Source organism: Polaribacter porphyrae, assembly GCF_002954685.1.
Lineage (GTDB): Bacteria > Bacteroidota > Bacteroidia > Flavobacteriales > Flavobacteriaceae > Polaribacter > Polaribacter porphyrae.
Genome location: NZ_MSCN01000001.1, coordinates 2,013,720 through 2,040,003, shown reverse-complemented (window position 1 = coordinate 2,040,003; position 26,284 = coordinate 2,013,720). Strand labels below are relative to the sequence as shown.

Sequence of the window (26,284 nt, the reverse complement as noted above, 5' to 3'; positions counted from 1 at the left end):
CAATAAATATATAATTATAACTGATATGTCACATTTAACGGATATACAAATAGCACAAGCAAAAGAATTAAAACATATTAGAATAATTGCTCAAAAGTTAAATATTGACGAAGATGATTTGGAGATGTATGGAAAATATAAAGCAAAACTACCTTTATCTCTAATAGATAATGATAAGGTTGATGCAAATAATTTAATTTTGGTAACAGCTTTAACACCAACACCTGCTGGAGAAGGGAAAACTACTGTTTCAATTGGTTTAACAGAAGGTTTAAATAAGATAAGAAAACAAGCAACTGTAGTGTTAAGAGAACCTTCATTAGGACCAGTTTTTGGAATAAAAGGAGGTGCAGCTGGTGGAGGATATTCTCAAGTTGTGCCTATGGAAGATATCAACCTTCATTTTACTGGTGATTTTAATGCTGTTGAAAAAGCGAATAATCTGTTATCAGCTTTGATTGATAATAACTTACAGAGCAAAACGAATAACCTAAATATAGACCCAAGAACTGTACTTTGGAAACGAGTAATAGACATGAACGATCGTTCTTTGAGAGATATTACAATCGGTTTAGGAGGCACTGCAAATGGTATTCCAAGACAAGATAGTTTTGATATTACACCAGCATCAGAAGTGATGGCAATTTTGTGTATGGCATCAGATTTAGAAAATTTAAAAGAACGTTTAGGAAATATCTTTATAGGTTTTACTTTTGATAAAAAACCAATTTTTGCTCGAGATTTAAAAGCAGAAAATGCGATGGCAATTCTTTTAAAAGATGCTATAAAACCCAATTTAGTTCAGACTTTAGAAGAGAATCCTGCAATTATTCATGGAGGTCCTTTTGCAAACATTGCTCAAGGTACAAATACGATTATTGCCACTAAAATGGGTTTATCACTATCTAATTATGTGGTAACCGAAGCAGGATTTGGTGCAGATTTAGGAGCAGAAAAATTCTTAAATATTAAATCTCAATTTGCTAAACTAAATCCAAAATGTGTGGTTTTAGTGGCTACAATTAGGGCTTTAAGACATCATGGAGGAGCAAAACCAGAAGCATATAATATTGTAGATTTAGAAAAAGTTGCTAAAGGATTTGCAAACCTTGAAAAGCATATAGAAAACATTAGAAAATACAATATAGAGCCAGTAGTAGCAATCAATTCTTTTGTGTCTGATTCTAAAGAAGAAATAAATTTTGTAATCGATAAATGTGCAAGTCTTGGAGTTGAAGCAGTTTTATCTGAAGGTTGGGAAAAAGGAGGTGAAGGAACTAAAAATTTAGCAAAAGCGGTTGTGAATGTTGTAGAAAATAAAGCTACTCAATATAAACCTTTGTATGATTGGAAATCTCCAATAAAAGATAAAATTGAAACTATTGCTAAAGAGATTTATGGAGCAAAATCAGTTGAATATAGTAAACAAGCACAACTAAATTTGAGAAGAATAGATAGATTGGGCTTTAATGATTTTGCAGTTTGTATGGCAAAAACACAAAAATCTTTTTCAGATAATGCTGGTTTAATTGGTAGGCCAGAAGGATTTACTGTTACAGTAAGAGAAATAGAAATTGCAGCTGGAGCAGAGTTTGTGATTCCTATTTTGGGCAAAATGATGCGAATGCCTGGTTTACCATCAATACCAGCATCAGAGAATATGATTATTGATAATAATGGAGTTATTTCTGGATTGAGTTAGTTTTTATTTAGATGTTTAATAATTGTTTAAAACAAAAAAATCCAGCTTTTGCTGGATTTTTTAATGTCTAAAAATCTAATATTCTAAAGTTCTAACAACCCATTAGTTTTAGAAACTCCAGCTGCAGATTCTTCTAAATGAGCTTTTTCAGCATCACTTAAATTAATTTTTACAATACTTTCAATTCCGTTTTTACCTAAAACAACAGGAACTCCAATACATAAATCATTCAATCCATATTCGCCTTCTAATAAAGTAGAACAAGGATAGATTTTCTTTTGATCACAAGCAATTGCTTGTACTAATCCACTAACAGCTGCTCCAGGAGCATACCAAGCAGAAGTGCCTAACAAGCCTGTTAAAGTTGCACCACCAACTTTGGTATCTTGCATTACTTTGTCTAATCTTTCTTCAGAAATAAATTCAGAAACTGGTACTGAATTTCTTGTAGCCAAACGTGTTAAAGGAACCATTCCCTTATCAGAATGCCCACCTATAACCATTCCATCAACATCAGAAATAGGGGCTCCTAAAGCTTCAGCTAGTCTATATTTAAAACGAGCAGAATCTAAAGCACCACCCATACCAATAATTCTATTTTTTGGTAATCCAGTAGTTTTGTGTACTAAATAAGTCATGGTGTCCATAGGATTAGAAACCACAATAATAATAGTATTTGGAGAGTGTTCAATTAAACTTGAAGAAACTGATTTTACGATTCCTGCATTAATTCCTATCAATTCTTCACGAGTCATTCCTGGTTTTCTAGGAATTCCAGATGTAATTACACAAATATTGGAATTTGCAGTTTTAGAATAATCACTTGTACTACCTGTAATTTTAGTATCAAAACCATTTAAAGAAGCAGTTTGCATTAAATCCATTGCTTTACCTTCTGCATAGCCTTCTTTAATATCTAATAATACAACTTCACTTGCAAAATCTTTAATTGCAATATATTCTGCACAACTTGCTCCTACTGCTCCTGCACCAACTACTGTTACTTTCATTTTTATGAATTTTAGTTAATAATTATCTTACGCAAAAATACAATATTATAAGATTTTATTTATTAAAATTAAAAGAATTTAACAAGTACTTATGATGTAAAAGTGTATTAAAATCTCTAAAATCAAAAAGATGTTCGTGAAAATGTATAGATTGTAGCTAATAATGTATGCTTTGCATATTTAGCTATTATTAATTTTCTATATTTGTTATACAAACAAATGTATAAATACTAATCTTTTATTAAAAAATTATGAAAAAAATTAAATTTTTCCAATTTGCTACTATTCTCTTTCTAGCATTAACATTCAGTAATTGTGAAGAGGATGGAGCTATCCAGTTTATAGTTGTAGATGAATTTGAAACCAATGCTTCTGTTCAAGGATTGATGGGCTTATCTTCTATAACTGTTAACCAAAAAATGAATATTTCTGATTTACTAGATAACGCATCTACGTTTGTAGAAGCTGATGTTGAGAGTGTAGTTGTTACCTTACAAGACTACAGTGGTAATTCAATAAGCGGAACTTTTAACCTTACTGTTGGTAGTGCCAATCTATTGACAAATGAATCTTTAAGTTTAACAGTGGGTGTTCCTTCAAGCGAAATTACAATTCCTTCAACTAATTCAGATATATTATCTAGTATAAATTCTGGTGAGGTACAAGTTAATTTTACAGGAGCTACTGCAGCTGCTATTGCTGACAATGATTTTACTTTAAATATGAAGTTTAAAATTAAAGCTAAAGTAGAGTAGTAAAATAACAATCAACCAACTTATTAAATCAATTTAATCAACTAAATTATGAAAAAAATAATAGTAATAATTTGCTTGTGCTTTAGTGCAACTTTTTACGGGCAAATAGATTTTGAAGAAATAGTAAATGTTAATTCAGTAGATGCACAGCGTTTTTTATCAGGTTATCTTCAACCTATACCAAGAGGATTTGGCAATGGCTTAAGTAGTGGTTGGTATAATACAGCTAAAGCTCATAAATTATTTGGTATAGATATATCTGTAATTGCAAACATGTCTCTAATACCAGAAGAAGGAGAAACTTTTACATTTAGAAATAGTGATTATTCTTCTGCTATACAATTAGACAACTCGAATATTAGTGAAGCAAATCTACCAACCATACTTGGTTCTAAAGACTTGTCTGACAGGCCTTTAATAAGGTATACAGATAGTAATGGAAGCATATCTGTTTCTGCATTACCAGGTTTTAGAGAGGATGTTAAAAGTACAATTGGATTTAATGCAGTGCCATCAGCTATTATTCAAGTTGGTGTTGGTTTATGGAAGAATACAGATTTAAAAGTTCGTTTTATACCAGAAATTGACAGTAATGGTAATTCTGCTTCTGCATTTGGTATTGGAGTTATGCATGATATCAAACAATGGATACCTTTTGTTAAAAGATTGCCCATTGACGTATCTATTTTTGCAGGATATACAAATCTAAAGTCAACAGTTTTACTGGATGAAGATAACAACCCTGATGAATTAGTGAATTTTAATACAAATTCTATGACTTACCAATTATTACTTTCTAAAAAGTTATCTATACTTACAATATATGGTGGTCTTGGTACTACTTCTTATAATTCAGATATTGAAATTAGGGGTTATTCTTCTGATTTAGATTTTGGTTTTGATGGTAATTCATTCAGAGCAAATGCAGGCTTACGATTTAAACTTGCCTTTTTAGATATTTCAGCAGAATATGCATTACAAGAGTATGACGTTTTTTCTGCAAGGGTAGGTTTTTCTATTAGATAATCTGATTATAGTATAAAAAAAGAGTCTGATATCAGACTCTTTTTTAGTTTGTAATCTTTATTTAAGCATCAATATTTGCATATTTAGCATTTCGTTCAATAAAATCTCTACGAGGTGGAACTTCATCTCCCATTAACATTGAGAAAACTCTATCTGCTTCTGTAGGGCTATCAATAACCACTTTACGTAAAGTTCTAAATTCAGGATTCATTGTAGTGTCCCAAAGTTGTTCTGCGTTCATTTCTCCAAGACCTTTATATCTTTGAATATTTACAGAACCTCCCATTTTTTGAGCAATTAAATCACGTTGATTATCATCCCAAGCATATTCTCTTTTTTGTCCTTTTTTAACTAAATATAAAGGTGGAGTAGCAATATAAATATAACCTTGTTCTACCATTTCACGCATGTATCTAAAGAAAAATGTAAGTATTAAAGTAGCAATATGAGAACCATCAACATCGGCATCACACATAATAACTACTTTATGATAACGAACTTTAGATAAATTTAAAGCTCTTGGATCTTCTTCTGTACCAATAGAAACACCTAAAGCTGTAAACATATTTTTGATTTCTTCGTTTTCAAAAACTTTATGTTGCATCGCTTTTTCAACATTTAAGATTTTTCCACGAAGTGGAAGAATGGCTTGAAAATTTCTGTCTCTACCTTGTTTTGCTGTTCCACCAGCAGAATCTCCCTCAACTAAAAATATTTCGCATTGAGCAGGATCAGTTTCAGAACAATCAGATAGTTTACCAGGTAAACCACCAATAGACATTACAGTTTTACGCTGTACCATTTCTCTGGCTTTACGTGCTGCATGTCTTGCAGTTGCTGCTAAAATTACCTTTTGTACAATGGTTTTTGCATCATTAGGATTTTCTTCCAAATAATCAGATAACATTTCTGAAACTGCTTGAGATACTGCAGAACTTACTTCTCTGTTTCCTAATTTCGTTTTGGTTTGTCCTTCAAATTGTGGTTCTGCAACTTTTACTGAAACAATTGCAGTTAATCCTTCACGAAAATCATCACCAGCAATTTCAAATTTTACATTTTTTAATAATCCAGATTCATCTGCATATTTCTTTAAAGTGTGTGTTAAACCACGTCTAAAACCAGATAAATGTGTTCCTCCTTCATGTGTGTTGATGTTATTTACATATGAATGCAAATTCTCTGAATAAGAAGTATTATACACCATCGCAACTTCAACTGGAATGCCATTTTTTTCTCCTTCAATAGCAATTACATCAGCAGTTAATTGCTCACGAGTAGAATCTAAATATTTTACAAATTCTGATAACCCTTCTGTAGAGTGAAAAGTTTCCATGATGTCATTTCCTTCATCATCTTTTCTTCTTTTATCTGTTAAGGTAATTGTAATTCCTTTATTTAAGTATGATAATTCTCGCATACGAGTTGCAAGTGTATCATAATTATATTCGGTAGTTTGTGTAAAAATTGAAGTATCTGGTAAAAATGTTACTATAGTTCCAGTGAAATCGGTTTCTCCAATAGTTTTAACAGGATAAAGTGTTTTTCCTTTAGAATATTCTTGTTGCCAAATTTTACCTTCTTTATGAACAGTTGCTGTTAAATGTTGAGAAAGTGCATTAACACAACTTACGCCAACACCATGTAAACCACCAGAAACTTTATAAGAGTCTTTGTCAAATTTACCACCAGCTCCAATTTTTGTCATTACTACTTGTAATGCAGAAACGCCTTCTTTTTTGTGAATTCCAACAGGAATTCCACGTCCATTATCTCTTGTTGTAATTGAGTTATCTTCATTAATAGTAACTTGAATACTATCACAATGTCCTCCAAGTGCTTCATCAATAGAGTTATCTACAACTTCATACACCAAGTGATGTAAACCACGCACACCAACATCTCCAATATACATTGATGGACGCATTCTTACATGCTCCATTCCTTCTAATGCCTGAATACTGGAAGCATCATAACTATGTTTTTTTTCTTCGCTCATTTTAAAAGTGAATTGTTAAGTTTTAATTTCATAAAAAAATCGTCTATATAAGACGAAATTTATGCTTTATCAAATTTACAATTTTTAAACTTTGTTTTAAGTGTTTTTAGCTATTTTGTTTTAAAATTATCAACATTTGTTAAAAACGTAAAAATGTCTTAAATCGCTTAAAAATTGCTTTATTTTATATTTTATAAAAAATTACCATTTAAGTTTTGCTATAAAATTAAAAAACCTCGCAAAAGCAAGGTTTTTATTTTACTGGATAGTAAAATTGAGGGACTAATTTCTTTATTTTATAATTTTCACATTCATTTCCTCCACTTTTTTATCAGATAATACAGAAGGTGCATTAAATAGTAAATCTTCAGAAGAACCTGTTTTTGGGAACGCCATTACTTCTCTAATAGATGTTTTTTTCTCTAAAATCATCATTAAACGATCAACTCCCCAAGCAATTCCTCCATGAGGAGGAGCTCCATATTGAAACGCTTTGTACATTGTGCCAACACTTTTCATCATTTCTTCTTTATTATAACCCATATTTTTATAGGTTGCTTCTAAAATTTCTGCTTTGTGTGCACGAACTGAACCACCACCAATTTCGTAACCATTTAAGATTAAATCGTATTGTTGAGCGATAATAGTTCCGATTTCTTCTCCTTCACCATTCATATGCTTTTCTAAATCATAAACAGTTGGCATCGAAAACGGATTGTGTGTAAACGTCCATCTGCCTTCTTCTGTTTTTTCAAACATTGGGAAATCTACCACCCAAGCTGGTTTTAATTCTTTCGGATTTATCAACTTTAAAATGCGTCCCATTTCTTGACGAACAGCATCTAACGCTTTGTTTGCAGTTGCGTAATCAGCAGCAGAGAAGAATACAATATCTCCTATTTGAGCATCAGTAACTTTTATAATGTTTGCTGCAATTTCTTCACCTAAAAACTTAATAATTGGCGATTGTAAATCGTTTTCATTCACAATAATATACGCCAAACCACCCAAACCATTTTGTTGTGCAATCGCAGTTAAATTTTCAATCTGACCTTTAGACATTCTTTTATTGCCTTGTTCTTTTGCAGAAACTTTAATACATTTTACAATGCCACCTTCTTCAATGGGTTTGCTAAATACTTGAAAAGTAGTTTCTTTTACAATTTCTGTAATGTCTTGCATTTGCAATCCAAAACGTAAATCAGGTCTATCACAGCCATATTTATCCATGGCATCTTTGTAAGTAATGACTTCAAAAGGATGTAAAACCCATTTTTTACCGTAGATTTTTTTGACAATTTCGTTGAACATTTTTGTGTTCAAATCGATAATTTGTTGCATACTTGCGTACGCCATTTCAATATCTAGTTGTGTAAATTCTGGCTGTCTGTCTCCACGAGAATCTTCATCTCTAAAACAACGTGCAATTTGAAAATATTTCTCAAATCCACCAACCATCAACATTTGCTTGAATTGCTGTGGTGCTTGTGGAAGTGTATAAAATGCGCCAGTTTGTTTTCTAGTTGGTACAATGAATTCTCTTGCACCTTCATCTGTTCCTGCAGTTAAAATAGGTGTTTCTATTTCTAAAAATTCTTCTTCGTCTAAAAGATCACGCAGTAATTTTATCACTTTATGTCTGTTGATAATTGCCTTGCGAACATCATTATTTCTGTGGTCTAAAAACTTGTATTGAAAACGAGTAGTTTCGTTCGTTTTCATTGCTCTTTTTATTTCAAAAGGAAGCGTTTTTGATAAATTTAAAATCTCTAAAACCGAAGTTTCTAATTCAATCTTACCAGTTCGTAAACCTGCATTATAATCATCTTCTTTACGCTGAACTACAATTCCTTTTACAGAAATTACAGATTCAGGTTTTAATTTTACCAATTCATCTAAATTCGGAAACGATTCTCTACTCAAACGAACCTGAAAAATTTGATTGCTAGAATCACGTAAATCAATAAAAATCAATTCTCCATGATCACGAACACTAGAAACCCAGCCAGATAAAGTTACTTCTTCGTGAATGCTTTCTTCTGATAATTGAGAAATTTTATGCGTTCTATATTCCTCCTTTATAATAATTGGAACTGTTTGTATTTCTTCTTCGGATTTAGCTTTTTGCTGTTCACTTTTGGTTACTTTTTTTTCTTCATTCTGATGAGAACTTTGAACTTTTAATGCTGAATTTTGAACTTGAGAAATAATTTCATTTCGAATTACTTTTCCAGAAGCTCCTTTTCCAATAATCCCAATAACTTTACCAACTAAAATCCCTGCTTTTCCTTGATTTCCTGCTTTGATGTCATTTGCAATGGCTTCATTTTTGGCAATTACTTTTATAACCGCTAGTTTTATCTTTTCTTCGGATATTGTGTTTTCTTCAAAATACTTATTATAGTCAAATTTTCTATCTTTTAAGTAATTGATAATTGCATTCTGAACCAAAACAGCTGTAATTTTCTCGGCTTTAAAAAGCTGAAAAATTTCAATTAAATGATTTACCTCGTGAATATCTTTATACTCATCTGCACCAATATTATTTACCAATGTTTTTGCAACAAAAGACGGGTCTTTTAATTCATTATTAATCGCCACAAAAGTTTCTGAACGAAGAGAATCTGCAGTAAAAAATTTAGCATCTTGAGGTAAAACACCACCTTTTATCAAAATAGATTCTACTGCAAAAGGCAAAGAACTAATATCAACATCAATACTTTCAACAACATTTTTAATGTTTACAAAAGGCAAATCTGGTTCAGAAATAAAACGATAATCAGCCTCAAATTCCTTTTTACGCATGGTTTTGGTTTGCTTTAAATCTGCATCCCATAAAACCGTAGTTTGGTCAGGTCTAAACTCTTTATTTTCGATGTAATAATTTAATTGTTTTTCAATTTCTTCCTTTAAAGCTTCCACCATAAACTTGAACGAATTCAGGTTTTTAATTTCTGTTCTTGGGTTTAAATTGTAGGTGTGTTTTTTACGAAGCGACACAGAAACATCCGACTTAAATTCACCTTTTTCAAGATTTGCTTCAGAGATTTTTAAATTCTGAACAATTCTCTGAATATATTGTGCATACGTAGATGCATCCTCAATATTTCTGATACAAGGTTCAGTTACAATTTCAATTAAAGGAACACCAGCTTTGTTAAAATCTACTAAAGAATTTTTCTTTTCGTGCATCAGTTTTGCAGCATCTTCTTCAATATGAACTTGTGTTAAATTTACTGTAAATTGACTTCCATCGTTTCTAAAACAAGAAACCTGCCCATCAGGAATTACAGGATTATGAAATTGTGTAATTTGTATGTTTTTCGGATTATCAGGATATTCATAATGTTTACGATCCCAAGAAATCACCTCGTTTTTAAAGGTTGATTTTACTGCTTTCCCAAAATAAATTGCTTTGGTAATTGCTGCTGCATTTAAAGATGGCAAAACACCCATTTGCCCAGTACAAACTGAACATATGTTTGTATTTGGTTGCTCAATTTCTTGATTTGCACAAGAACAAAACAATTTCGATTTTGTGTTTAAACGAACATGCGTTTCTAAACCGATAACCAATTCTAAATCGTGCTTTTTTATCAGCTCATTTAAGTGTTCTAGCTCCATTATAATGTATCGTTTAAGAAATTAGCAAACTTTAAAACGAGTTCGTCTTGAGTTTTTGCACCTGTAATTTGCAAACCTGTTGCAGTTCCTTTTGGAATTGTAAGTGTTGGTAATTGCCCTAAACTAAAGCCAACTGTGTATGCATCAGATAAATACATTGCTAAAGGATTTTTTAAACTTTCGCCAATTTTTGGAGGGGTATTTGGAGTTACAGGAGATAAAATAATATCAACTTCTTTAAAATCCTTTTCAAAATTATTAGCAATTTGATCTCTTAAATTCAATCCTTTTAAATAAATTTCATCAGAAAAACCTTGTGATAACAATTGATTTCCACCAACAATTCTACGTTTAGATTCTTCAGAAAAATTTTCTGAACGCGTAATAGAGTAGGTGTCTTTTAAATTTTCTCCTTCAATTCGGTTTCCATAATTGGTGCCATCTAATCTTGATAAATTAGATGCTGTTTCTGCCATTGCTAAAGTGTAGTAGGTAGAAACTAGTGTGTCAGATTCAAAGAAATCTAATATTTTTACTTCAATCCCTTTGGCTTTTATTTTATCAATTGTGGCTAAAAAACTTTCTTTTATTTCTGATGATATTGCATCACTCTCTATGAAGTTTTTAAAATATCCAACTGTTTTTATTGTATCAACATTTAAAATACTTTCTTTGGATATTATTTCAGATGGATAGGTAGTTTGATCTTTTACATCTTTACCACTCATCGCATTTAAAACGATTCTAATATCTTCTGTTGATTTCGCAATTGGACCAACACAATCTGTAGAAGATGCATAAGCCATTAATCCAAAACGTGAAATTCTACCATAAGTAGGTTTAAATCCGAAGACATTATTATAACCTGCTGGTTGACGAATGGAACCTCCAGTATCTCCACCAATTGAAAAAATAGTATAATTTTTAGCAACATTTACTGCAGAACCCCCACTAGAACCACCACCAACTAAATCAGAATTTACTGCATTTTTAACAGCACCAAAAATGGTGTTTTCTGATGAAGATCCGTGACCAAAACTATCGCAATTTTCTTTTACTAAAGGAATTGCACCAGCATCTAATAATTTCTGAATTGCAGTTGCTGTATATGCAGATTTGTAATTCTTTAGTAAATCAGAACTTGCTGTTGTATACGTTTCTTGCAACATATAAACATCTTTAATTCCGAAAGGAATTCCTTCTAAAAGACCAATTTCTTGTCCTTTTTTAATTTTTTCATCAACTTTTTTTGCCAAATCTAAAGCAGTATCTTCTAAAAGTGAATTGACTGTATTGTGGGTGTTTGATTTTAATAAATCTAACTTTTCTTGCACCAATTTTGTACAAGAAATTTCTTTGTTCATCAATTGTTGATGAATTTTATGTATTAGCGACTCCATATTTATTCTTCAATCACTTTAGCAACAACTAAATAACCATTCTTTTCTTTTGGGAAATTTTCTATGATGATTTCCTTTTCCCTTTTTGAGCTATTAATTACAATATCTTCTCTCAAATCATCTATAGATACTGCATTAACAACATTATTTGCAGCATTACTATTTGTGTCAGCATTTATTATCACTTTAAACAACTGATTCACTGTTTCCGATTCTTTTGCTCCTTTTATACTCGACAAAATATCAACTGTCATCATTTTACTCATCTTTAGTTTTTTTAGATTCTGAAATAAATTCAGAACATGAAAAAGCCTTCCAAATTTGGAAGGCTTTATATATTTCTAAACAATAACCCTCCTATTCTATAAATTAGAATTATTGAAATTATTATTGTTGTTATTTTTGTTCATTTTATGACTGATTTTATTTTCAGTATTTTCTATTAAACACGAGCAAATATATATAGAATTGTTTTACTGACAAGGTTTTAAATTATTTATTTAAAGTATCTGTTTTTTTGATTTAATCAAAAAAACACACCAATAATTTCTTAAAATCATTGGTGCATTCATTAATTCAGTAAATTCAAATCAAACACGTTGTTTGTTACGTGCAAATTACAGAATTATGTTTGTTTTTTTAAATAATAAACATAAAATTAGTTTTATATTGAAATGAAAAATTAAAATATTTATAAAATTTGTAAGTACGAAATCGATTGAATCTATTTTTCTATATAAGACTTAAATTTATAGAAAAAAACAACATAAAATTTGTGAAATAACAAATCCCTTTTTACATTTGCTCTTGTAATGAAGAAAAATTTAGGCAATACTTGGTGGTGGAACTCTCTTAATAAATAAGTGAGCACTAAACCTGTATAATATAAATATTAAAATAAAAGGCTTATCTCACGATAAGCCTTTTTTTATAGCCCATCCTAATCTTCCCTTAGGGAAGTAAGAAAAACGGATAAATTATGAGTAGAATAAAATTCAAAACATTATCGAAAACTAGAATTGCAGATACGATTACACCTGTAGGTTTGTATTTGCGATTTAGAGATAAATATGCAAATACACTGTTGTTAGAAAGTTCAGACTATCATAGTAAGGAAGAAAGTTTTTCATTTATTGCGATTGAGCCTATAATTACTATTAAAGCAGAAAATCATTATTTGAGTTTTTCTCACAAAGGAATAGAATTAGAAAATGAAGAAATAGGGAGAAATTTCAATTCAATTTTTGAAGATTATACCAATAGAATTGAGTTACATTGTCCAACTGAATTGAAATCTTTTAACGGTTTGTATGGATATACAACTTACGATTCTGTTCAATATTTTGAGAATATTACTTTAAATGTTGATGAAGCTCCGTCTGCAATTCCGTTAATGGAATATAGTTTTTATAGATTTATTATTGCCATCAATCATTTTAATGATGAAATGACGTTGATAGAAAATATTGAAGAAGGAACTGAATCTAGAATCAAAGAAATTCAAACCATAATAGATGCACAAGCATTCAATACACAAAAATTTGAAATTGTTGGCGAGGAAACTTCTAATGTAAAAGGTGAAGAGTTTATTGAATATGTAAGAAAAGCAAAATCGCATTGTAAAAGAGGCGATGTTTTTCAACTTGTATTATCTCGTCAATTTCAACAAAAATTTAAAGGAGATGAATTTAATGTGTACAGAGCTTTGCGTTCTATAAATCCATCTCCGTATTTATTTTTTTTCGATTATGGTTCATTTAAATTAATGGGTTCTTCTCCAGAAGCGCAAATAAAAATTCAACAAGGAAAAGCAACTATCAATCCAATTGCTGGAACTTTCAGAAGAACGGGTGATATGGCTAAAGATATTCAGTTGGGTAAAAAATTATCCGCTGATAAAAAGGAAACAGCAGAGCATGTAATGTTAGTAGATTTAGCGCGAAACGATTTAAGTAAACACGCTAATAATGTAGAAGTTGAAGTGTTTAAAGAAGTGCAGTATTTTAGTCATGTAATTCATTTGGTATCTACAGTTTCAGGCCAGTTAAAAGGAAATCCTATTGAAATTGTGGGCGATACTTTTCCAGCAGGAACTTTAAGTGGCGCACCAAAATACAAAGCAATGCAGTTAATTAACAAATACGAAAATCAATCTCGTGGATTTTATGGAGGAGCAGTTGGTATTATTGGTTTAGATGGTTCTGTAAATTTGGCAATTGCCATTAGAAGTTTTGTAAGTAAAAACAAGACATTATATTATCAAGCAGGAGCAGGAATTGTAATTCATTCTGATGAAGAAAAAGAATTACAAGAAGTAAATAATAAGTTAGCAGCGTTAAAAAAAGCGTTGATTTTGGCAGAGAATATATAAGATATCCTGCAAGGTTTCAAAAACCTTGTAGTAATAAAATAAAAAGAGATTGATATTAATTTGGGCGTTTTAACGGGCTTTCATTACTCGCTTTTTTTGAGAAAAACAAAAAAGAGCTCAAACAGACCATTCAATCCCTAACGCGGATTGAGAGTTTTAAGTCATTACGAGGAGTTTTTCCGACGAAGTAATCTCTTAATAAATAAACAGATTGCCACAGCAAATGAAAAATTTGCTTCGCAATGACAATTAGAAAAAAAAATGAAAATATTAATTTTAGACAATTACGATTCGTTTACCTATAACCTAGTTCATATGGTAGAAAAAATTACAGGAAATTTTCCTGCGGTTTTTAGAAACGATGAAATTAGTGTTGCAGATGTTGGGAATTATGATATGATAATGTTATCTCCAGGACCAGGAATTCCTGATGAAGCAGGAATTTTAAAAGAAGTAATTAAAACGTACGCTGGCAAAAAACCAATTTTTGGAGTTTGTTTAGGTTTACAAGCAATTACAGAAGTTTTTGGAGGAACAATTATCAATTTAGATGAGGTTTTTCATGGAGTTGCCACAGAAATGAGCGTTGTAAATAATGAAGCTGAAATTTTTAAAGATGTTCCAGAAACATTTTTAGCAGCACGTTATCATTCTTGGGCAGCAACAGATATCGATTTTCCAGCAGAATTAGTAGTAACAGCAAGAGATGAAGATGGATTAATACAAGCCATTGAACATAAACGTTTTAATATTTCTGCGGTTCAATTTCATCCAGAATCTATTTTAACAGATGTAGGTGAAAAGTTAGTCACAAACTTTATTAACTCCTGCAAGGTTTCAATAACCTTGTAGGTATAATTATAAATACCTACAAGGTCAAAAAAGACCTTGCAGGAAAATAGATACTGAAATAAATTCAGCTTAAATGAAAGTAATTTTAAACAGATTATACAATCACGAAAGATTATCAAAATCTGAAGCAACACAAATCTTAAAAGATATTGCTACAGCAAAGTATAATGATGCACATTTAGCGTCATTTATGACCGTTTTTATGATGCGTCCAATCACAGCAGACGAACTTTCTGGTTTTAGAAATGCATTAAAAGAATTGGCTATAAAAGTAGATTTTTCAGATTACAATACCATAGATATTGTTGGAACTGGTGGTGATGGAAAAGACACCTTTAACATATCAACACTAACCTCATTTATTGTTGCAGGAACAGGACAAAAAGTAGCAAAACACGGTAATTATTCTGTATCTTCTCAATCAGGTTCTTCAGATATGTTAGAGAGTTTTGGTTATAATTTTACCAATGATGAAACTATTTTAAAAGAACATTTAGAAAAAGCAAATATTTGTTTTTTACACGCTCCAAAATTTCATCCAGCTATGAAAGCAGTTGGACCAACAAGAAAAGCATTAGCATTAAAAACTTTCTTTAATATGTTAGGGCCTTTGGTAAATCCGAGTTCACCTAAAAATCATATGTTAGGAACGTTCAATTTAGAAATTGCACGTTTGTATAATTATATCTTGCAGGAAGAAAAAGATATAAATTATGGAGTGATTCATGCTCTAGATGGCTATGATGAAATCTCTTTAACAAGTGGATTTAAACTCTTTACAAAACAAGGTGAACAAATTATAAATCCAGAAGATTTGGGGCAGAAAAGAATTCAACAATCAGATATCTTTGGAGGAAATAATGTTGCAGATGCTGCAAAGATTTTTAAATCTATTTTAGACGGAAAAGGGACAGAAGCTCAAAATAGTGTGGTTTTAACAAATGCCGCTTTTGCACTTACAATTGTTGATGAAAATAAAAGTTTTGAAAATGCTTTTGAAGAAGCGAAAAGTTCACTTTTTGGGATGAAAGCGAAAGAATGTTTAAGTAAATTGGTAAGTCAATGTTAAATGCTATTTTAGAGAATAAATTTAATTTAGTAAAAGGACTTAAGGAAGATTCTTTGACTTCATCTGTTTTTGACTACTTATTTATGTTACCTGATAATATAATTTGGCACATAATGAAAAATTCATGTGTAGATAATAAAAATCTTCCAGAAAATGTTGGAGAATTTATTGATTGTAGTTTTTGGCCTAAATGGGATACCAAAAGTTTGAAATTAGTAACTAATTCTAGATTTATTGAACCAGACTTATTTGTTGAATTTGAGAATTATTTTGTAATAATAGAATCAAAGAGATATGATAAAGACCAACAAGATGTAAATCAATGGAAAAATCAAATCAAAACATTTTCACACATTTACGGAGAAGAAAATAAAGAACTTATTTATTTTGCTGTAGGAGGAATATGGTCTTCAAAAACCGAAAATTCTGGAATTGAAGACAAATTAATTCATAAAATTAAATGGCAAAATTTATTAGATATAATTATTAAAACCAAAAATAGACTTACTAAAAATATTGATATTCTACCAGTAAATAGGTCTTATGTTAGAATTTTAGAAACAATTTTAAAAGGGTTAGAAATACATGGTTATAACAATTTTTTATGGTTAAATTCTCTAAAAAGAAATCAAATAGAAATGAAGGAAGGAAATAAAATAAAAGAATGGATAACAAAGATTTAGATAAAGTTTTAGGAGATGTAAGAATAGCTTATCGTTTACTATATGAATATCAAAAAAGGGTTCTTGATTTGGTTTCATATTTAGGAAATAATCTAGGATTCTCATACGAACAAGGTTGTCCAAGATTTTCATCTACTGTACCAAGAAAAGGTAAAAGAGTTTTATCTAGATGGTCTTGGGATTGGTTGAATATGTATTTTTATGAGTTTCATTTTGGAACTCAAGAAAAAAATAATGATAAAATTACAATGTCAGTCATAATTCAATCTGATACTGGTTATTATGATGGGAAAACTTCTAATTCGCAAGAAGATAGACTAAATTTAGACAACTTTAAACCTGTTGAATTAAGCAATAGTAGAATAATTTTTATTTTTGAACTTAATGGAAACTGGACTATTGATGATTCATTCCTGAAAAAAGATATTAGTAATAATGTGAGGGAATGGATATCAGAATCAAAAGAGTTTTATGGTGTAGCTTATAATTTATCTGAATTTTATAATAATGTAGCAATTGATGAAAAAGTTGAAGAATTAAATATTTTGATTAAAAAAAAATTAAATATTACCTTAATTGAAAGAGAGTTATGATAAAATGACAAAAAAGAAAAATAATTTAATCTTAATCATTCCAGCATTTCTATTAATGGGAATGGCAGTTGGTATTCAAACAAAAGACCTTTTTAAACATACAATTATTGGTTTAATAGTAGGTGTAATTGTATATTTTTTTTTGAGATATAGAAATAAAAAATTAAATAAATAATGTCATTTTGAGCGAAATGAAGTGAAGTCGAAAAATCTCACGTTAATGATTTTGAGATTTCTTCATAAAGTCGAAATAACAAATTAGAATAAAAATGACAATTTTAGATAAAATCATAGCATTTAAAAAGAAAGAAATTGCTAAAATTAAAGCAGAAGTTCCTATTAAAAAACTAGTGGAAAGCCCAAAGTTTAAAAGAACACCACTTTCTTTAAAAAAATCTTTGTTAGAAGTGGGGTCAACAGGTATTATTGCTGAATTTAAAAGACAATCGCCTTCCAAAGGAATCATCAACGATAAAGCTACAATTGCAGAAGTAACCAACGGATATTTAGATGCAAATGTAGCAGCTCAATCCATATTAACAGATACTTCTTTTTTTGGAGGAACTATGGCAGATTTGATGGAAGCAAGGGTTATCAATCAAACAAAACCAATTTTGAGAAAAGATTTTGTGGTTGATGGTTTCCAAATTGTAGAAGCAAAAGCAATTGGTGCAGATGCTATTTTATTAATTGCTTCTTGTTTAACATCAGTAGAATTAAAAAACTACGGAAATCTTGCTAAAGATTTAGGTTTAAGTGTTTTATATGAAATACATACACAAGAAGAATTAGATAAGATTAATGATTTAGATGATAAAATTATCGGTATAAATAATCGAAATTTAAAAACTTTTGAGGTTAATTTAGAGCATTCTATAAAGTTGGCAAATCAAATTCCTGATAATTCTATTAAAGTTTCAGAAAGCGGTATTTCTGATCCTAAAATCATCACTGGTTTAAAGGAATTTGGTTTTCAAGGATTTTTGATTGGCGAAAACTTTATGAAAGAAGAAAACCCAGGAGAAGCTTGTCAAGATTTCATCAATCAGATTAGGTAATGGAAAGAGTTTGTTTTGATCCTGTTTTGCCACAAAATCCTAAAGTTTTTATTTTAGGGACAATGCCTGGTAAACAATCGTTAAAGAAACAACAATATTATGCAAACAACAGAAACTCTTTTTGGAAAATAATTTACGATTTAATTGATGAAACTTTTAGTGAAAATTACAATCAAAGAATAGAAACATTAATTAATAATCATATTGCTATTTGGGATATTTGTCAATTTGGAGAACGAGTTACAAGTTTAGATTCTGATATAAAAAACGAAGTGCCAAACCCGATAAACGAGATTTTGGAGATGTTTCCATCTGTAAAACAAGTCGTTTTTAATGGCAAAAAAGCAGAGAAATTATATCACAAATATTTTACGCCTTTAGATGGAATTCTCTATAATACAGTTTTATCTACAAGCCCTGCAAATGCAAGATATTCGTACAGAGAAAAATTGAATAATTGGAAAGAAACGATAATATGAAGTTGAAAGTTTGTGGGATGAAATACGTAGAGAATATTCTGCAAGTTGCTGAATTACAACCTGATTATTTGGGTTTTATTTTCTATGATAAATCAAAAAGAAATTTTGAGGGAATTATTCCAGAATTGGCAAAAGAAATAAAAAAAGCAGGAGTTTTTGTAAATGAAATTCCAGAGATTTTAGTTTCTTATATCGAAGAATATCAGTTAGATGCTATTCAACTACATGGAGATGAATCTGTAGATTATATCAAATCGATTCGAAAATTATTATCAGAAAGTAGAGCATCTTTTATTGAACAGAATAAAGGTAGAAAAAAAGTAAAGAAACCAAAATCCTATGATAATTTAGAAATCATAAAAGTTTTTGGAATAAAAAACGAGTTTAATTTTGAGGTTTTAAAGCCTTATTTAGATATTGTAGATTATTTTTTATTCGACACCAAAGGAAAAGAAAGAGGTGGAAATGGAGTAAAATTTGACTGGTCTGTTTTAGAGAATTATCCTTTTGATAAGCCTTTCTTTTTGAGTGGAGGAATTGGTTTGGAAGATGTAGAACAAATCCAAATAATAAGAAAAACGAATTTACCAATTTATGCGTTAGATGTAAATAGTAAATTTGAAAATGAACCAGGTAAAAAGAAAATACAAGAATTAAAGAAGTTTAAAGAGATTGTCATTTCGAATAAAATGTAATGAAGTTGAGAAATCTATAGTTTTTAAACAAAGATTTCTCCTTAAAGTCGAAATGACAAACCAGTTAATTGCATATTAATAAAATTATGAAATCAAAATTTCACCCAGATAAAAACGGATATTTTGGACAATTTGGAGGAGCTTTTATTCCTGAATTATTATATCCTAATGTGAAGGAGTTAGAAGATAATTATATTCAAATTATTGAATCTAAAGAGTTTCAAATAGAATATAAATCTTTACTAAAAGATTATGTTGGTCGTCCAACACCTTTGTATCTAGCAAAAAGATTGTCAGAAAAATATGGAGCGACAATTTATTTAAAACGTGAAGATTTAAATCATACAGGAGCACACAAAGTTAACAATACAGTTGGTCAGATTTTAATTGCGAAAAAGTTAGGAAAAACGAAAATTATCGCAGAAACAGGAGCAGGACAACATGGAGTTGCAACAGCCACAGTTTGTGCTTTAATGGGTTTAGATTGTACTGTTTTTATGGGCGAGAAAGACATTGTACGTCAAGCACCAAATGTTGCTCGTATGAAAATGTTAGGTGCAAAAGTAGTTCCTGCAACTTCTGGTTCTAAAACGCTAAAAGATGCAACAAATGAAGCTATCAGATATTGGATTCAAAACCCAGAGACGTTCTATTTAATTGGTTCTGTTGTTGGTCCACATCCACATCCAGATATGGTTGCACGTTTACAAGCTATTATTTCTGAAGAAATGAAATGGCAATTGAAAGAAAAAACTGGTAAAGAAAATCCTGACACAATTATTGCTTGTGTTGGTGGAGGTAGTAATGCTGCTGGTGCTTTTTATCATTATATGGATGATGATGAAGTAGAGTTAGTTGCAGTTGAAGCTGCTGGTTTAGGAGTAAATTCTGGCGAAAGTGCAGCAACTTCTCAATTGGGTGAAGTCGGAATTATTCATGGAAGTAAAACCATTTTAATGCAAGATGAATATGGTCAAATTGTTGAACCTTATTCGATTTCTGCAGGATTAGATTATCCAGGTGTTGGTCCTTTACACGCTTATTTGTATGAAAGTAAACGAGCAACTTTTTTAAATGCAACAGATCAAGAAGCACTAAATGCTGGTTATGAATTGTCTAAATTAGAAGGAATTATTCCTGCTCTAGAAACTGCACACGCATTGGCGGTTTTACCAAAAATGGATTTGAAAAAAGACCAAGTTGTGGTAATTAATTTATCTGGAAGAGGAGATAAAGATTTAGAAACGTTTATTAAGTATTTAGAAGAGTAAATTTACAATCGTCATTACGAACGCAGTGAAGTAATCTTTCAATTCATTTAGAGATTGCTTCGTTCTTCGCAATTACAAAACCGAATAATTATGAATTCAATCAAACAATTATTTCAACAAAAAGATAAAAATTTATTATCAATATATTTTACTTGTGGTTATCCAGAATTGGACGATACAGCTCAAGTAATTTCTCAATTAGAAAAATCTGGAGTTGACTTTATAGAAGTTGGTTTGCCATATTCTGATCCTTTAGCAGATGGACCAACTATACAGGATAGTAGCCAAAAGGCTTTAGAAAACGGAATAAATCTTGATATTGTTTTTGATCAATTAATGGAAATTAAAGAAACGAATAAAAAGCCTTTGGTTTTAATGGGGTATTTAAATCAGATGTTAAAATATGGAGAAGATAAATTCTGTCAAAAAGTAGTAGATTGTGAAATAGATACTTTAATTATTCCAGATTTACCAATGGTTGAATTTGAAAATCACTATCAAGCGTTGTTCGATAAATACGGAATCACCAACGTATTTTTAATCACACCACATACTTCAGAGGATAGAATCCGAAAAATAGATTCGTACACAAAAGCATTTATTTATGTTGTTGCTTCTGCTTCTATAACTGGTGCAAAAGGAGAAATTTCTAATCAACAAATTGCTTATTTCAAAAGAATAAAAGCAATGAATTTACAAAGTAAACTCATTATTGGTTTTGGTATTTCAGATAAAGAGACTTTTAATACGGCTTGTGCTTATGCAAATGGAGCCATTATTGGTTCTGCTTTTATCAAAAATTTAGGTAAAAATGGAGTTGATAAAATCAATAAATTCATCAATCCTATTTTAAGTTAATATATTCTTAATATATTCTTAAAAAAAAAGATATTATATTGTAAACTATTAAATTGCATGTAAATCAAAAATATTTATAATGCATAAAAGTCTATTTACACTCTTTTTAATTTTTACTTTCAACTTAATTCTAGCCCAAAATTCATTAATAAGACATCCGAGTTTACATCCAAATGGTACTGAACTTGCTTTTTCTTATCAAGGTGATATTTGGATATATAACTTAAAGACCAATCAAACAAAACGATTAACGGTTCATGAAGCTTATGAAAGTAATCCTATTTGGAAATCTGATGGTTCAGAAATTGCATTTACTTCGAATAGAAAAGGGTCAAACAATATTTTTACCATTTCTAAAGATGGAGGAATGCCTAAACAACTTACCTATTACCCAACAACGGATACACCTTATGATTGGACAAGTGATAATAATATTTTATTTACGACAAATAGAATTCTGAAAGGTCCACAATGGGATGCACAAACATATCATGTAAAAGGAAATGGAGGTACACCAGAAAGAACAATAACTGCTTTAGGTTCTATGGCAACACAGTCTCCAAACGGAAAATTTATAGCTTACGCTAAAGGAGCATGTAGAATTTCAAGAGAAGATTATTCTGGTTCTGCACAAAGGGATATTTGGATATTTAATAAGAATTCAAATAAATATATTCAAATAACAAATACACTAAAAAACGATCATTCTCCTCTTTGGGATAATGATGGGAATTTATATTATATAGGTGCAGAAAGTGGACGTTATAATATTTATAAACAAGCTATTTCTGACAATGGTTCAGCAAATGGTATTTCAAAAAAGTTAACCAATCAAAAGAAAAATGGAGTAGTTTCTTTTACGGTAAGCGATAATGGGATAATAGTTTATTCAACACTTTTTAATGTATATCATTTAAAAAATGGTAAATCAAAAAAACTAAATATTAGTTTAACAACAGATTACAGATTCGAGTTAGAAAAAACAGCAACTACGTCTTCTAATATTTCGAGTTTTGATATCTCTCCAAATGGTAAGTTGGCTGCAATGGAAATTCAAAACGAGATATTTGTTAAAGAAAATAACAAAGAAAAAAGAAACACTAACAATGTTAGTAATCACCCATACAGAGATAGAAACCCTCAATGGATAAGTAATAAAGAAGTATTGTTTATTTCTGATAGAAGTGGCCAAAATGAAATTTATGTTTCTAGCTCTAAAGATACTTTAGTTGGTTTAGAGAGAAGTCTAAAAATTGAAACTAAAAAATTAACGAAAAGCAAAGAAGATGTATATAATTTGTTAGTTTCTCCAAACCATAAAAAAATAACTTATCAAGTTGGACGTGGAGATTTGATGGTAGCAGATTATGAAGATGGTAAAATTAAAAATATAAAAGCTTTTTCTGAAGGTTGGGCAGCACCATCTGGTGTTAGCTGGAGTCCTGATAGCAAATATCTAGCCTATTCTCAACAAGATTTAGACTTCGATAGTGAAATATTTATACAGTCAGTAGAGAATCCTGACGAAAAAACAAATGTTTCTATGCACCCTAGAAGTGATGTTTCTCCAACTTGGAGTCCAGATGGTAAAATGTTATCATTTGCTTCGAATAGAAGTGGAAACAGAGGAGGGATAGATTTCGATATTTGGATGGTTTGGTTAAAAAAAGAAGATTGGGAGAAAACCAGAACCGATCGACAAAATGGTGAATATTACAAACCAAAACCAGTAAAAAAGAAAAAAGGAAAAAAGACTGTAAAAGTATCAATTGATAGAGATAGAATATACGATAGACTTGTAAAAGTAACTAGATTACCAGATGATGAATTTGGAGGTATTTTTAGTCCTGATAGCAAATATATTTATTATTCGGCAACGAACCCTGCAAAAAACAGTAGAAGCTTTTATAAAGTTAAACTTGATGAAGGAAGCCCAAAAGAAATTAAAGGAACTTCTAGAATAGGAGGTTTTTCTGCTGTGAATAATAAATTTTATTTTACCTCTAGAGGTAGGTTAAATGAGTTAAACCCAAAATCAGATAGAGTAACTTCTTTACCTCATTCTGCAAAATATATGCAAGACTTTAAAGCGGTTAATGCTCAAATGTTTGATGAAGGAACAAGAGTTCTTACGATGGGCTTTTATGATCCTAATTTTCATGGTTATGATTGGAAAGGACTTGTAAAGCAGTATAGACCATTAGCTTTAATGGCTAGCACTGCTCAAGATTATGCATTTATATTCAATCAGTTATTAGGGCAATTAAATGCAAGTCATATGGGTTATGGAGCAGGAACCCCTGAAAGAAGAAATAGTGATAATATTGGTCTTTTAGGTTTAGAAGTTAAAAATACTAACAAAGGAGCAGAAATTTTATATGTGCTAAATAATTCTGTTGCAGATAAGAGTAAAGTTGATTTAAATGTAGGTGACGTAGTTACTGCAATTAATAATGAAAAAATTGATGTTAATACTAATTTTTATAGTTTACTTAAAAATACTAGAGGAGATGAAGTATTGTTGAGTTTAGCTAGTGGTAAAGAAGTTGTAGCTCGAACTACAAGAAGTTTACGAGGATTACAATACCAAGCATGGGTAGATTCTAGAAAAAAAATGGTTGATAAATTCTCAAACGGAAAATTAGGTTACATCCATATTCAAGGTATGAATGCACCAAGTTTTGAACGTTTTGAGCGTGAGTTAAAAGCTAGTGGATATGGTAAAGAGGGTATTGTAATCGATGTACGTTATAATGGTGGTGGTTGGACAACCGATCGTTTAATGGCAGTTTTAAATGTGTATCAACATGCATATACAGTTCCAAGAGGAGCAGCAAAAAACTTAAAAAAGGAAAATAAAAAGTTCACTAAAAATTATCCTTTTAATGAAAGAGCAATTTTAACTGTAAATACAAAACCAACAGTAGCTTTATGTAATGAAAATAGTTATTCTAATGCAGAGATATTCTCTCATGCATATAAAAATTTAGGGTTAGGTAAATTAGTAGGGCAACCTACATTTGGAGCAGTAATCTCAACAGGAGGTTATAGCTTAACACAAGGTTTTGTTAGGATGCCATTTAGAGCTTGGTATGTAGCAAAATCAGGAAAAAATATGGAAAATGAAGCACCAGCAGTTCCAGATTATTTAGTTAAAAATGCTCCAGGTTGGGGAGATAGAGGAGAAGATGATCAACTAAAAAAAGCGGTAGAAGTTTTGCTGCAAGATATAGAGTAATAATCAAATAAAACCTGTTTTAATTTAAAACAGGTTTTATTTTTTGTATTGGTGTGGATTTTCTCTAACTCCTTTTTTAAATAATTTTCTTAAAGATGTTCTTACTTTATTATCTACTTGAAGTATAAAATCTTTTAGTTTTTCATTAGGCTTTGCTCTGAAAGTTGTTACATGAAATGTATCTGAACTTGTTATAGGTTCATTAGAAAAATAGTAATTAGATACGCAACAACGTATATCATTTTTTTCCACTTTAGAAACGGAATGCCACGAATTATTATGAGTTGCCATAACTGCTAATCTGTTAAATTTACTTACTATTACAGTAGGTTTTTCTTCCAATCCTTTACCCCAAACTTCTAAATTACCTCCATTTTCCAATTGCCAATTAGGAGTCACATAGTAAAGTAAATTTAGTACTCTCCATCTTTTTCTATTTTTATCATGAGAGTTATCTAGATGTGGGTTTAAAAAATTATCTTTTGCCATTAAAGATAAACCACCTGCATACAAAGAATCATCAGCATAAATAGAATTTAAGTCACATATTTCTGAAATTAATTCTACCACATTTTTATCTTGAAAAGCGTAAATAACTTCTTCTAAAAGTTGATGATACTTATCCATTTGATAGGCTGTATGTTTAAACTCTCTTAAGTTTTTTTTCTTAACAGTATCTTCTAAACTTGGAAAATTAAGGTGGATTTCAGTAGCTAAATTGTTAGGTAAAAGATTATCTATAAAAAAATAACCTATACCACTTTTGGTTTTAGAAAATTGTTTTGTCAAGTCTTTTTTATTCTCATATAATTTTTTTAAAATGAGTTTGCTTATTTCTGTTCTATCTACCATTTACAATTTTACGAGTTATAAATTTTATACCAGCAACAAGATAAAAAAAAGGAGTGTAAAAACTAGAACTTAAATTGGTTTTTAATTCGATTTCTTCTTTGTATAAATCCCATTTTCCTGATTTTGACAAGCCATCAGAATTACATTTTGTGATTGTAAAATTTAATATTTTGCAATTTTTCTTTTCTTTATAAAGCCTCAAATTTAGGTGATAATCTGACAAGGTTTTGTATTTTAAACAATACTGATTTTTTAGAAATAATTCTCTTTTGTAAAAAGTACCTTGATGATGTAAACCATTCCAAAACCACATTTTATATGACCAAATTGGTTTTTTTTCTGTCTTATATTTACTATACACAAAAGGTTTAGATTCCGCTTTATAAGTAACGTTTCCAGTAATAATAGAGTTCTTTTCTAATTTGGTATTTTTAAAAATATCCTCTAATGTAGCGTCATTAAAAAACTCATCTCCAGCCCCTAAAAAGAACAACCATTCTCCTTTTGATAAGCTAATGCCTTTATTCATTGCGTCATAGACACCTTTATCCTTTTCTGATTGATAAAAAAAAGGAGCGGTTAAATTTTGTAGAAATTCTTGAGTTTTTAAATCAGAATATCCATCAATTACAAAAACTTCATAGTCTCTAAAAGTTTGATTTTTTATACTATCTATGGTTTTTTTCAATCTAGTGAGATTGTTTAAAACGGGTATTATTATGGATATTTTCGGATTGATAAAATTATTT

22 protein-coding genes are annotated in these 26,284 nt (G+C 30.2%); 15 read left to right on the top strand and 7 right to left on the bottom strand.

Features of this window, described 5'->3' with window-relative positions; genetic code table 11:
* Nucleotides 1-25: 25 nt before the first annotated feature.
* Nucleotides 26-1,702 (top strand): formate--tetrahydrofolate ligase, encoded by a 1,677-nt coding sequence (locus BTO18_RS09135; protein ID WP_105015927.1) that lies wholly within the window; start codon nt 26-28, stop codon nt 1,700-1,702.
* Nucleotides 1,703-1,785: 83 nt separating this feature from the next.
* Here BTO18_RS09135 and mdh read toward each other — a convergent pair whose 3' ends face one another.
* Nucleotides 1,786-2,712 (bottom strand): malate dehydrogenase, encoded by a 927-nt coding sequence (gene mdh, locus BTO18_RS09130; protein WP_105015926.1) that lies wholly within the window; start codon nt 2,710-2,712, stop codon nt 1,786-1,788.
* 251 nt (nt 2,713-2,963) lie between these two features.
* Between mdh and BTO18_RS09125 the strand changes: the two genes are divergently transcribed.
* Together BTO18_RS09125 and BTO18_RS09120 are read left to right on the top strand one after the other, a co-directional pair.
* Entirely contained in the window at nt 2,964-3,467 is a 504-nt protein-coding gene (locus tag BTO18_RS09125; RefSeq protein WP_105015925.1) for a hypothetical protein, read from the top strand.
* Nucleotides 3,468-3,515: 48 nt separating this feature from the next.
* Complete coding sequence (locus BTO18_RS09120) at nt 3,516-4,493, top strand: DUF6588 family protein (protein WP_105015924.1); 978 nt, start codon at nt 3,516-3,518, stop codon at nt 4,491-4,493.
* Between the two features lie 61 nt (nt 4,494-4,554).
* Here BTO18_RS09120 and gyrB read toward each other — a convergent pair whose 3' ends face one another.
* The 4 genes from gyrB to BTO18_RS09100 all read right to left on the bottom strand — a co-directional run bounded on the left by gyrB (nt 4,555) and on the right by BTO18_RS09100 (nt 11,782).
* Entirely contained in the window at nt 4,555-6,492 is a 1,938-nt protein-coding gene (gene gyrB, locus BTO18_RS09115; RefSeq protein ID WP_105015923.1) for a DNA topoisomerase (ATP-hydrolyzing) subunit B, read from the bottom strand.
* Between the two features lie 291 nt (nt 6,493-6,783).
* Nucleotides 6,784-10,116 (bottom strand): bifunctional amidotransferase subunit GatB/aspartate--tRNA ligase AspS, encoded by a 3,333-nt coding sequence (gene gatB/aspS / locus BTO18_RS09110; protein WP_105015922.1) that lies wholly within the window; start codon nt 10,114-10,116, stop codon nt 6,784-6,786.
* Entirely contained in the window at nt 10,116-11,516 is a 1,401-nt protein-coding gene (locus BTO18_RS09105) for an amidase family protein (protein WP_105015921.1), read from the bottom strand. The genes gatB/aspS and BTO18_RS09105 overlap by 1 nt, the downstream gene beginning before the upstream one ends.
* A gap of 2 nt (nt 11,517-11,518) precedes the next feature.
* Complete coding sequence (locus BTO18_RS09100) at nt 11,519-11,782, bottom strand: Asp-tRNA(Asn)/Glu-tRNA(Gln) amidotransferase subunit GatC (protein WP_211295589.1); 264 nt, start codon at nt 11,780-11,782, stop codon at nt 11,519-11,521.
* A gap of 713 nt (nt 11,783-12,495) precedes the next feature.
* On the opposite strand from BTO18_RS09100, the gene BTO18_RS09095 reads away from it, so the two are divergent.
* From BTO18_RS09095 to BTO18_RS09040, 12 genes are all read left to right on the top strand, one after another.
* Nucleotides 12,496-13,887: an anthranilate synthase component I family protein gene (locus tag BTO18_RS09095; protein WP_105015919.1), complete on the top strand. Its 1,392-nt coding sequence runs from the start codon at nt 12,496-12,498 to the stop codon at nt 13,885-13,887.
* Between the two features lie 261 nt (nt 13,888-14,148).
* Nucleotides 14,149-14,739 (top strand): anthranilate synthase component II, encoded by a 591-nt coding sequence (locus BTO18_RS09090; protein ID WP_105015918.1) that lies wholly within the window; start codon nt 14,149-14,151, stop codon nt 14,737-14,739.
* 73 nt (nt 14,740-14,812) lie between these two features.
* On the top strand, nt 14,813-15,808 hold the full coding sequence (gene trpD, locus BTO18_RS09085) for an anthranilate phosphoribosyltransferase (protein WP_105015917.1): 996 nt from the start codon (nt 14,813-14,815) through the stop codon (nt 15,806-15,808).
* Nucleotides 15,802-16,491 (top strand): hypothetical protein, encoded by a 690-nt coding sequence (locus BTO18_RS09080; RefSeq protein WP_105015916.1) that lies wholly within the window; start codon nt 15,802-15,804, stop codon nt 16,489-16,491. Before trpD ends, BTO18_RS09080 begins: the two co-directional genes overlap by 7 nt.
* Nucleotides 16,473-17,084 carry a PM0109 family protein gene (locus BTO18_RS09075; RefSeq protein ID WP_105015915.1) on the top strand — a complete coding sequence of 204 codons (612 nt, stop codon included), beginning with the start codon at nt 16,473-16,475 and terminating at the stop codon, nt 17,082-17,084. The genes BTO18_RS09080 and BTO18_RS09075 overlap by 19 nt, the downstream gene beginning before the upstream one ends.
* 4 nt (nt 17,085-17,088) lie before the next feature.
* A complete protein-coding gene (locus tag BTO18_RS17650; protein ID WP_170063255.1) occupies nt 17,089-17,259 on the top strand; it encodes a hypothetical protein in 171 nt (56 codons plus the stop codon).
* A gap of 94 nt (nt 17,260-17,353) precedes the next feature.
* A complete protein-coding gene (trpC, locus tag BTO18_RS09065) occupies nt 17,354-18,142 on the top strand; it encodes an indole-3-glycerol phosphate synthase TrpC (RefSeq protein ID WP_105015913.1) in 789 nt (262 codons plus the stop codon).
* On the top strand, nt 18,142-18,621 hold the full coding sequence (locus BTO18_RS09060; RefSeq protein WP_105015912.1) for a DNA-deoxyinosine glycosylase: 480 nt from the start codon (nt 18,142-18,144) through the stop codon (nt 18,619-18,621). The genes trpC and BTO18_RS09060 overlap by 1 nt, the downstream gene beginning before the upstream one ends.
* A gap of 17 nt (nt 18,622-18,638) precedes the next feature.
* On the top strand, nt 18,639-19,316 hold the full coding sequence (locus BTO18_RS09055; RefSeq protein WP_105015911.1) for a phosphoribosylanthranilate isomerase: 678 nt from the start codon (nt 18,639-18,641) through the stop codon (nt 19,314-19,316).
* A gap of 86 nt (nt 19,317-19,402) precedes the next feature.
* Nucleotides 19,403-20,587 carry a tryptophan synthase subunit beta gene (gene trpB, locus BTO18_RS09050; protein WP_105015910.1) on the top strand — a complete coding sequence of 395 codons (1,185 nt, stop codon included), beginning with the start codon at nt 19,403-19,405 and terminating at the stop codon, nt 20,585-20,587.
* A 90-nt stretch (nt 20,588-20,677) separates the two neighbouring features.
* Entirely contained in the window at nt 20,678-21,445 is a 768-nt protein-coding gene (gene trpA / locus BTO18_RS09045; RefSeq protein ID WP_105015909.1) for a tryptophan synthase subunit alpha, read from the top strand.
* Nucleotides 21,446-21,524: 79 nt separating this feature from the next.
* Nucleotides 21,525-24,683 (top strand): S41 family peptidase, encoded by a 3,159-nt coding sequence (locus BTO18_RS09040; protein ID WP_105015908.1) that lies wholly within the window; start codon nt 21,525-21,527, stop codon nt 24,681-24,683.
* Nucleotides 24,684-24,719: 36 nt separating this feature from the next.
* Here the strand turns inward: BTO18_RS09040 and BTO18_RS09035 are convergent, their stop codons facing one another.
* Both BTO18_RS09035 and BTO18_RS09030 read right to left on the bottom strand, forming a co-directional pair.
* Nucleotides 24,720-25,535 (bottom strand): 2OG-Fe(II) oxygenase, encoded by an 816-nt coding sequence (locus BTO18_RS09035; RefSeq protein ID WP_105015907.1) that lies wholly within the window; start codon nt 25,533-25,535, stop codon nt 24,720-24,722.
* Complete coding sequence (locus tag BTO18_RS09030; RefSeq protein WP_105015906.1) at nt 25,525-26,250, bottom strand: glycosyltransferase; 726 nt, start codon at nt 26,248-26,250, stop codon at nt 25,525-25,527. The genes BTO18_RS09035 and BTO18_RS09030 overlap by 11 nt, the downstream gene beginning before the upstream one ends.
* Between the last annotated feature and the right edge of the window lie 34 nt (nt 26,251-26,284).

What these genes read in the sequence shown, in the direction of transcription:
- BTO18_RS09035 (WP_105015907.1), bottom strand. Translation starts at nt 25,535, where the DNA reads ATGGTAGATAGAACAGAAATAAGCAAACTCATTTTAAAAAAATTATAT.
- trpB (WP_105015910.1), top strand. Translation starts at nt 19,403, where the DNA reads ATGAAATCAAAATTTCACCCAGATAAAAACGGATATTTTGGACAATTT.
- BTO18_RS09120 (WP_105015924.1), top strand. Translation starts at nt 3,516, where the DNA reads ATGAAAAAAATAATAGTAATAATTTGCTTGTGCTTTAGTGCAACTTTT.
- BTO18_RS09040 (WP_105015908.1), top strand. Translation starts at nt 21,525, where the DNA reads ATGCATAAAAGTCTATTTACACTCTTTTTAATTTTTACTTTCAACTTA.
- mdh (WP_105015926.1), bottom strand. Translation starts at nt 2,712, where the DNA reads ATGAAAGTAACAGTAGTTGGTGCAGGAGCAGTAGGAGCAAGTTGTGCA.
- BTO18_RS09080 (WP_105015916.1), top strand. Translation starts at nt 15,802, where the DNA reads ATGTTAAATGCTATTTTAGAGAATAAATTTAATTTAGTAAAAGGACTT.
- BTO18_RS09105 (WP_105015921.1), bottom strand. Translation starts at nt 11,516, where the DNA reads ATGGAGTCGCTAATACATAAAATTCATCAACAATTGATGAACAAAGAA.
- BTO18_RS09055 (WP_105015911.1), top strand. Translation starts at nt 18,639, where the DNA reads ATGAAATACGTAGAGAATATTCTGCAAGTTGCTGAATTACAACCTGAT.
- gyrB (WP_105015923.1), bottom strand. Translation starts at nt 6,492, where the DNA reads ATGAGCGAAGAAAAAAAACATAGTTATGATGCTTCCAGTATTCAGGCA.
- BTO18_RS09125 (WP_105015925.1), top strand. Translation starts at nt 2,964, where the DNA reads ATGAAAAAAATTAAATTTTTCCAATTTGCTACTATTCTCTTTCTAGCA.
- trpD (WP_105015917.1), top strand. Translation starts at nt 14,813, where the DNA reads ATGAAAGTAATTTTAAACAGATTATACAATCACGAAAGATTATCAAAA.
- BTO18_RS09135 (WP_105015927.1), top strand. Translation starts at nt 26, where the DNA reads ATGTCACATTTAACGGATATACAAATAGCACAAGCAAAAGAATTAAAA.
- BTO18_RS09090 (WP_105015918.1), top strand. Translation starts at nt 14,149, where the DNA reads ATGAAAATATTAATTTTAGACAATTACGATTCGTTTACCTATAACCTA.
- gatB/aspS (WP_105015922.1), bottom strand. Translation starts at nt 10,116, where the DNA reads ATGGAGCTAGAACACTTAAATGAGCTGATAAAAAAGCACGATTTAGAA.
- trpA (WP_105015909.1), top strand. Translation starts at nt 20,678, where the DNA reads ATGAATTCAATCAAACAATTATTTCAACAAAAAGATAAAAATTTATTA.
- BTO18_RS09100 (WP_211295589.1), bottom strand. Translation starts at nt 11,782, where the DNA reads ATGAGTAAAATGATGACAGTTGATATTTTGTCGAGTATAAAAGGAGCA.
- BTO18_RS17650 (WP_170063255.1), top strand. Translation starts at nt 17,089, where the DNA reads ATGACAAAAAAGAAAAATAATTTAATCTTAATCATTCCAGCATTTCTA.
- BTO18_RS09075 (WP_105015915.1), top strand. Translation starts at nt 16,473, where the DNA reads ATGGATAACAAAGATTTAGATAAAGTTTTAGGAGATGTAAGAATAGCT.
- BTO18_RS09060 (WP_105015912.1), top strand. Translation starts at nt 18,142, where the DNA reads ATGGAAAGAGTTTGTTTTGATCCTGTTTTGCCACAAAATCCTAAAGTT.
- BTO18_RS09095 (WP_105015919.1), top strand. Translation starts at nt 12,496, where the DNA reads ATGAGTAGAATAAAATTCAAAACATTATCGAAAACTAGAATTGCAGAT.
- trpC (WP_105015913.1), top strand. Translation starts at nt 17,354, where the DNA reads ATGACAATTTTAGATAAAATCATAGCATTTAAAAAGAAAGAAATTGCT.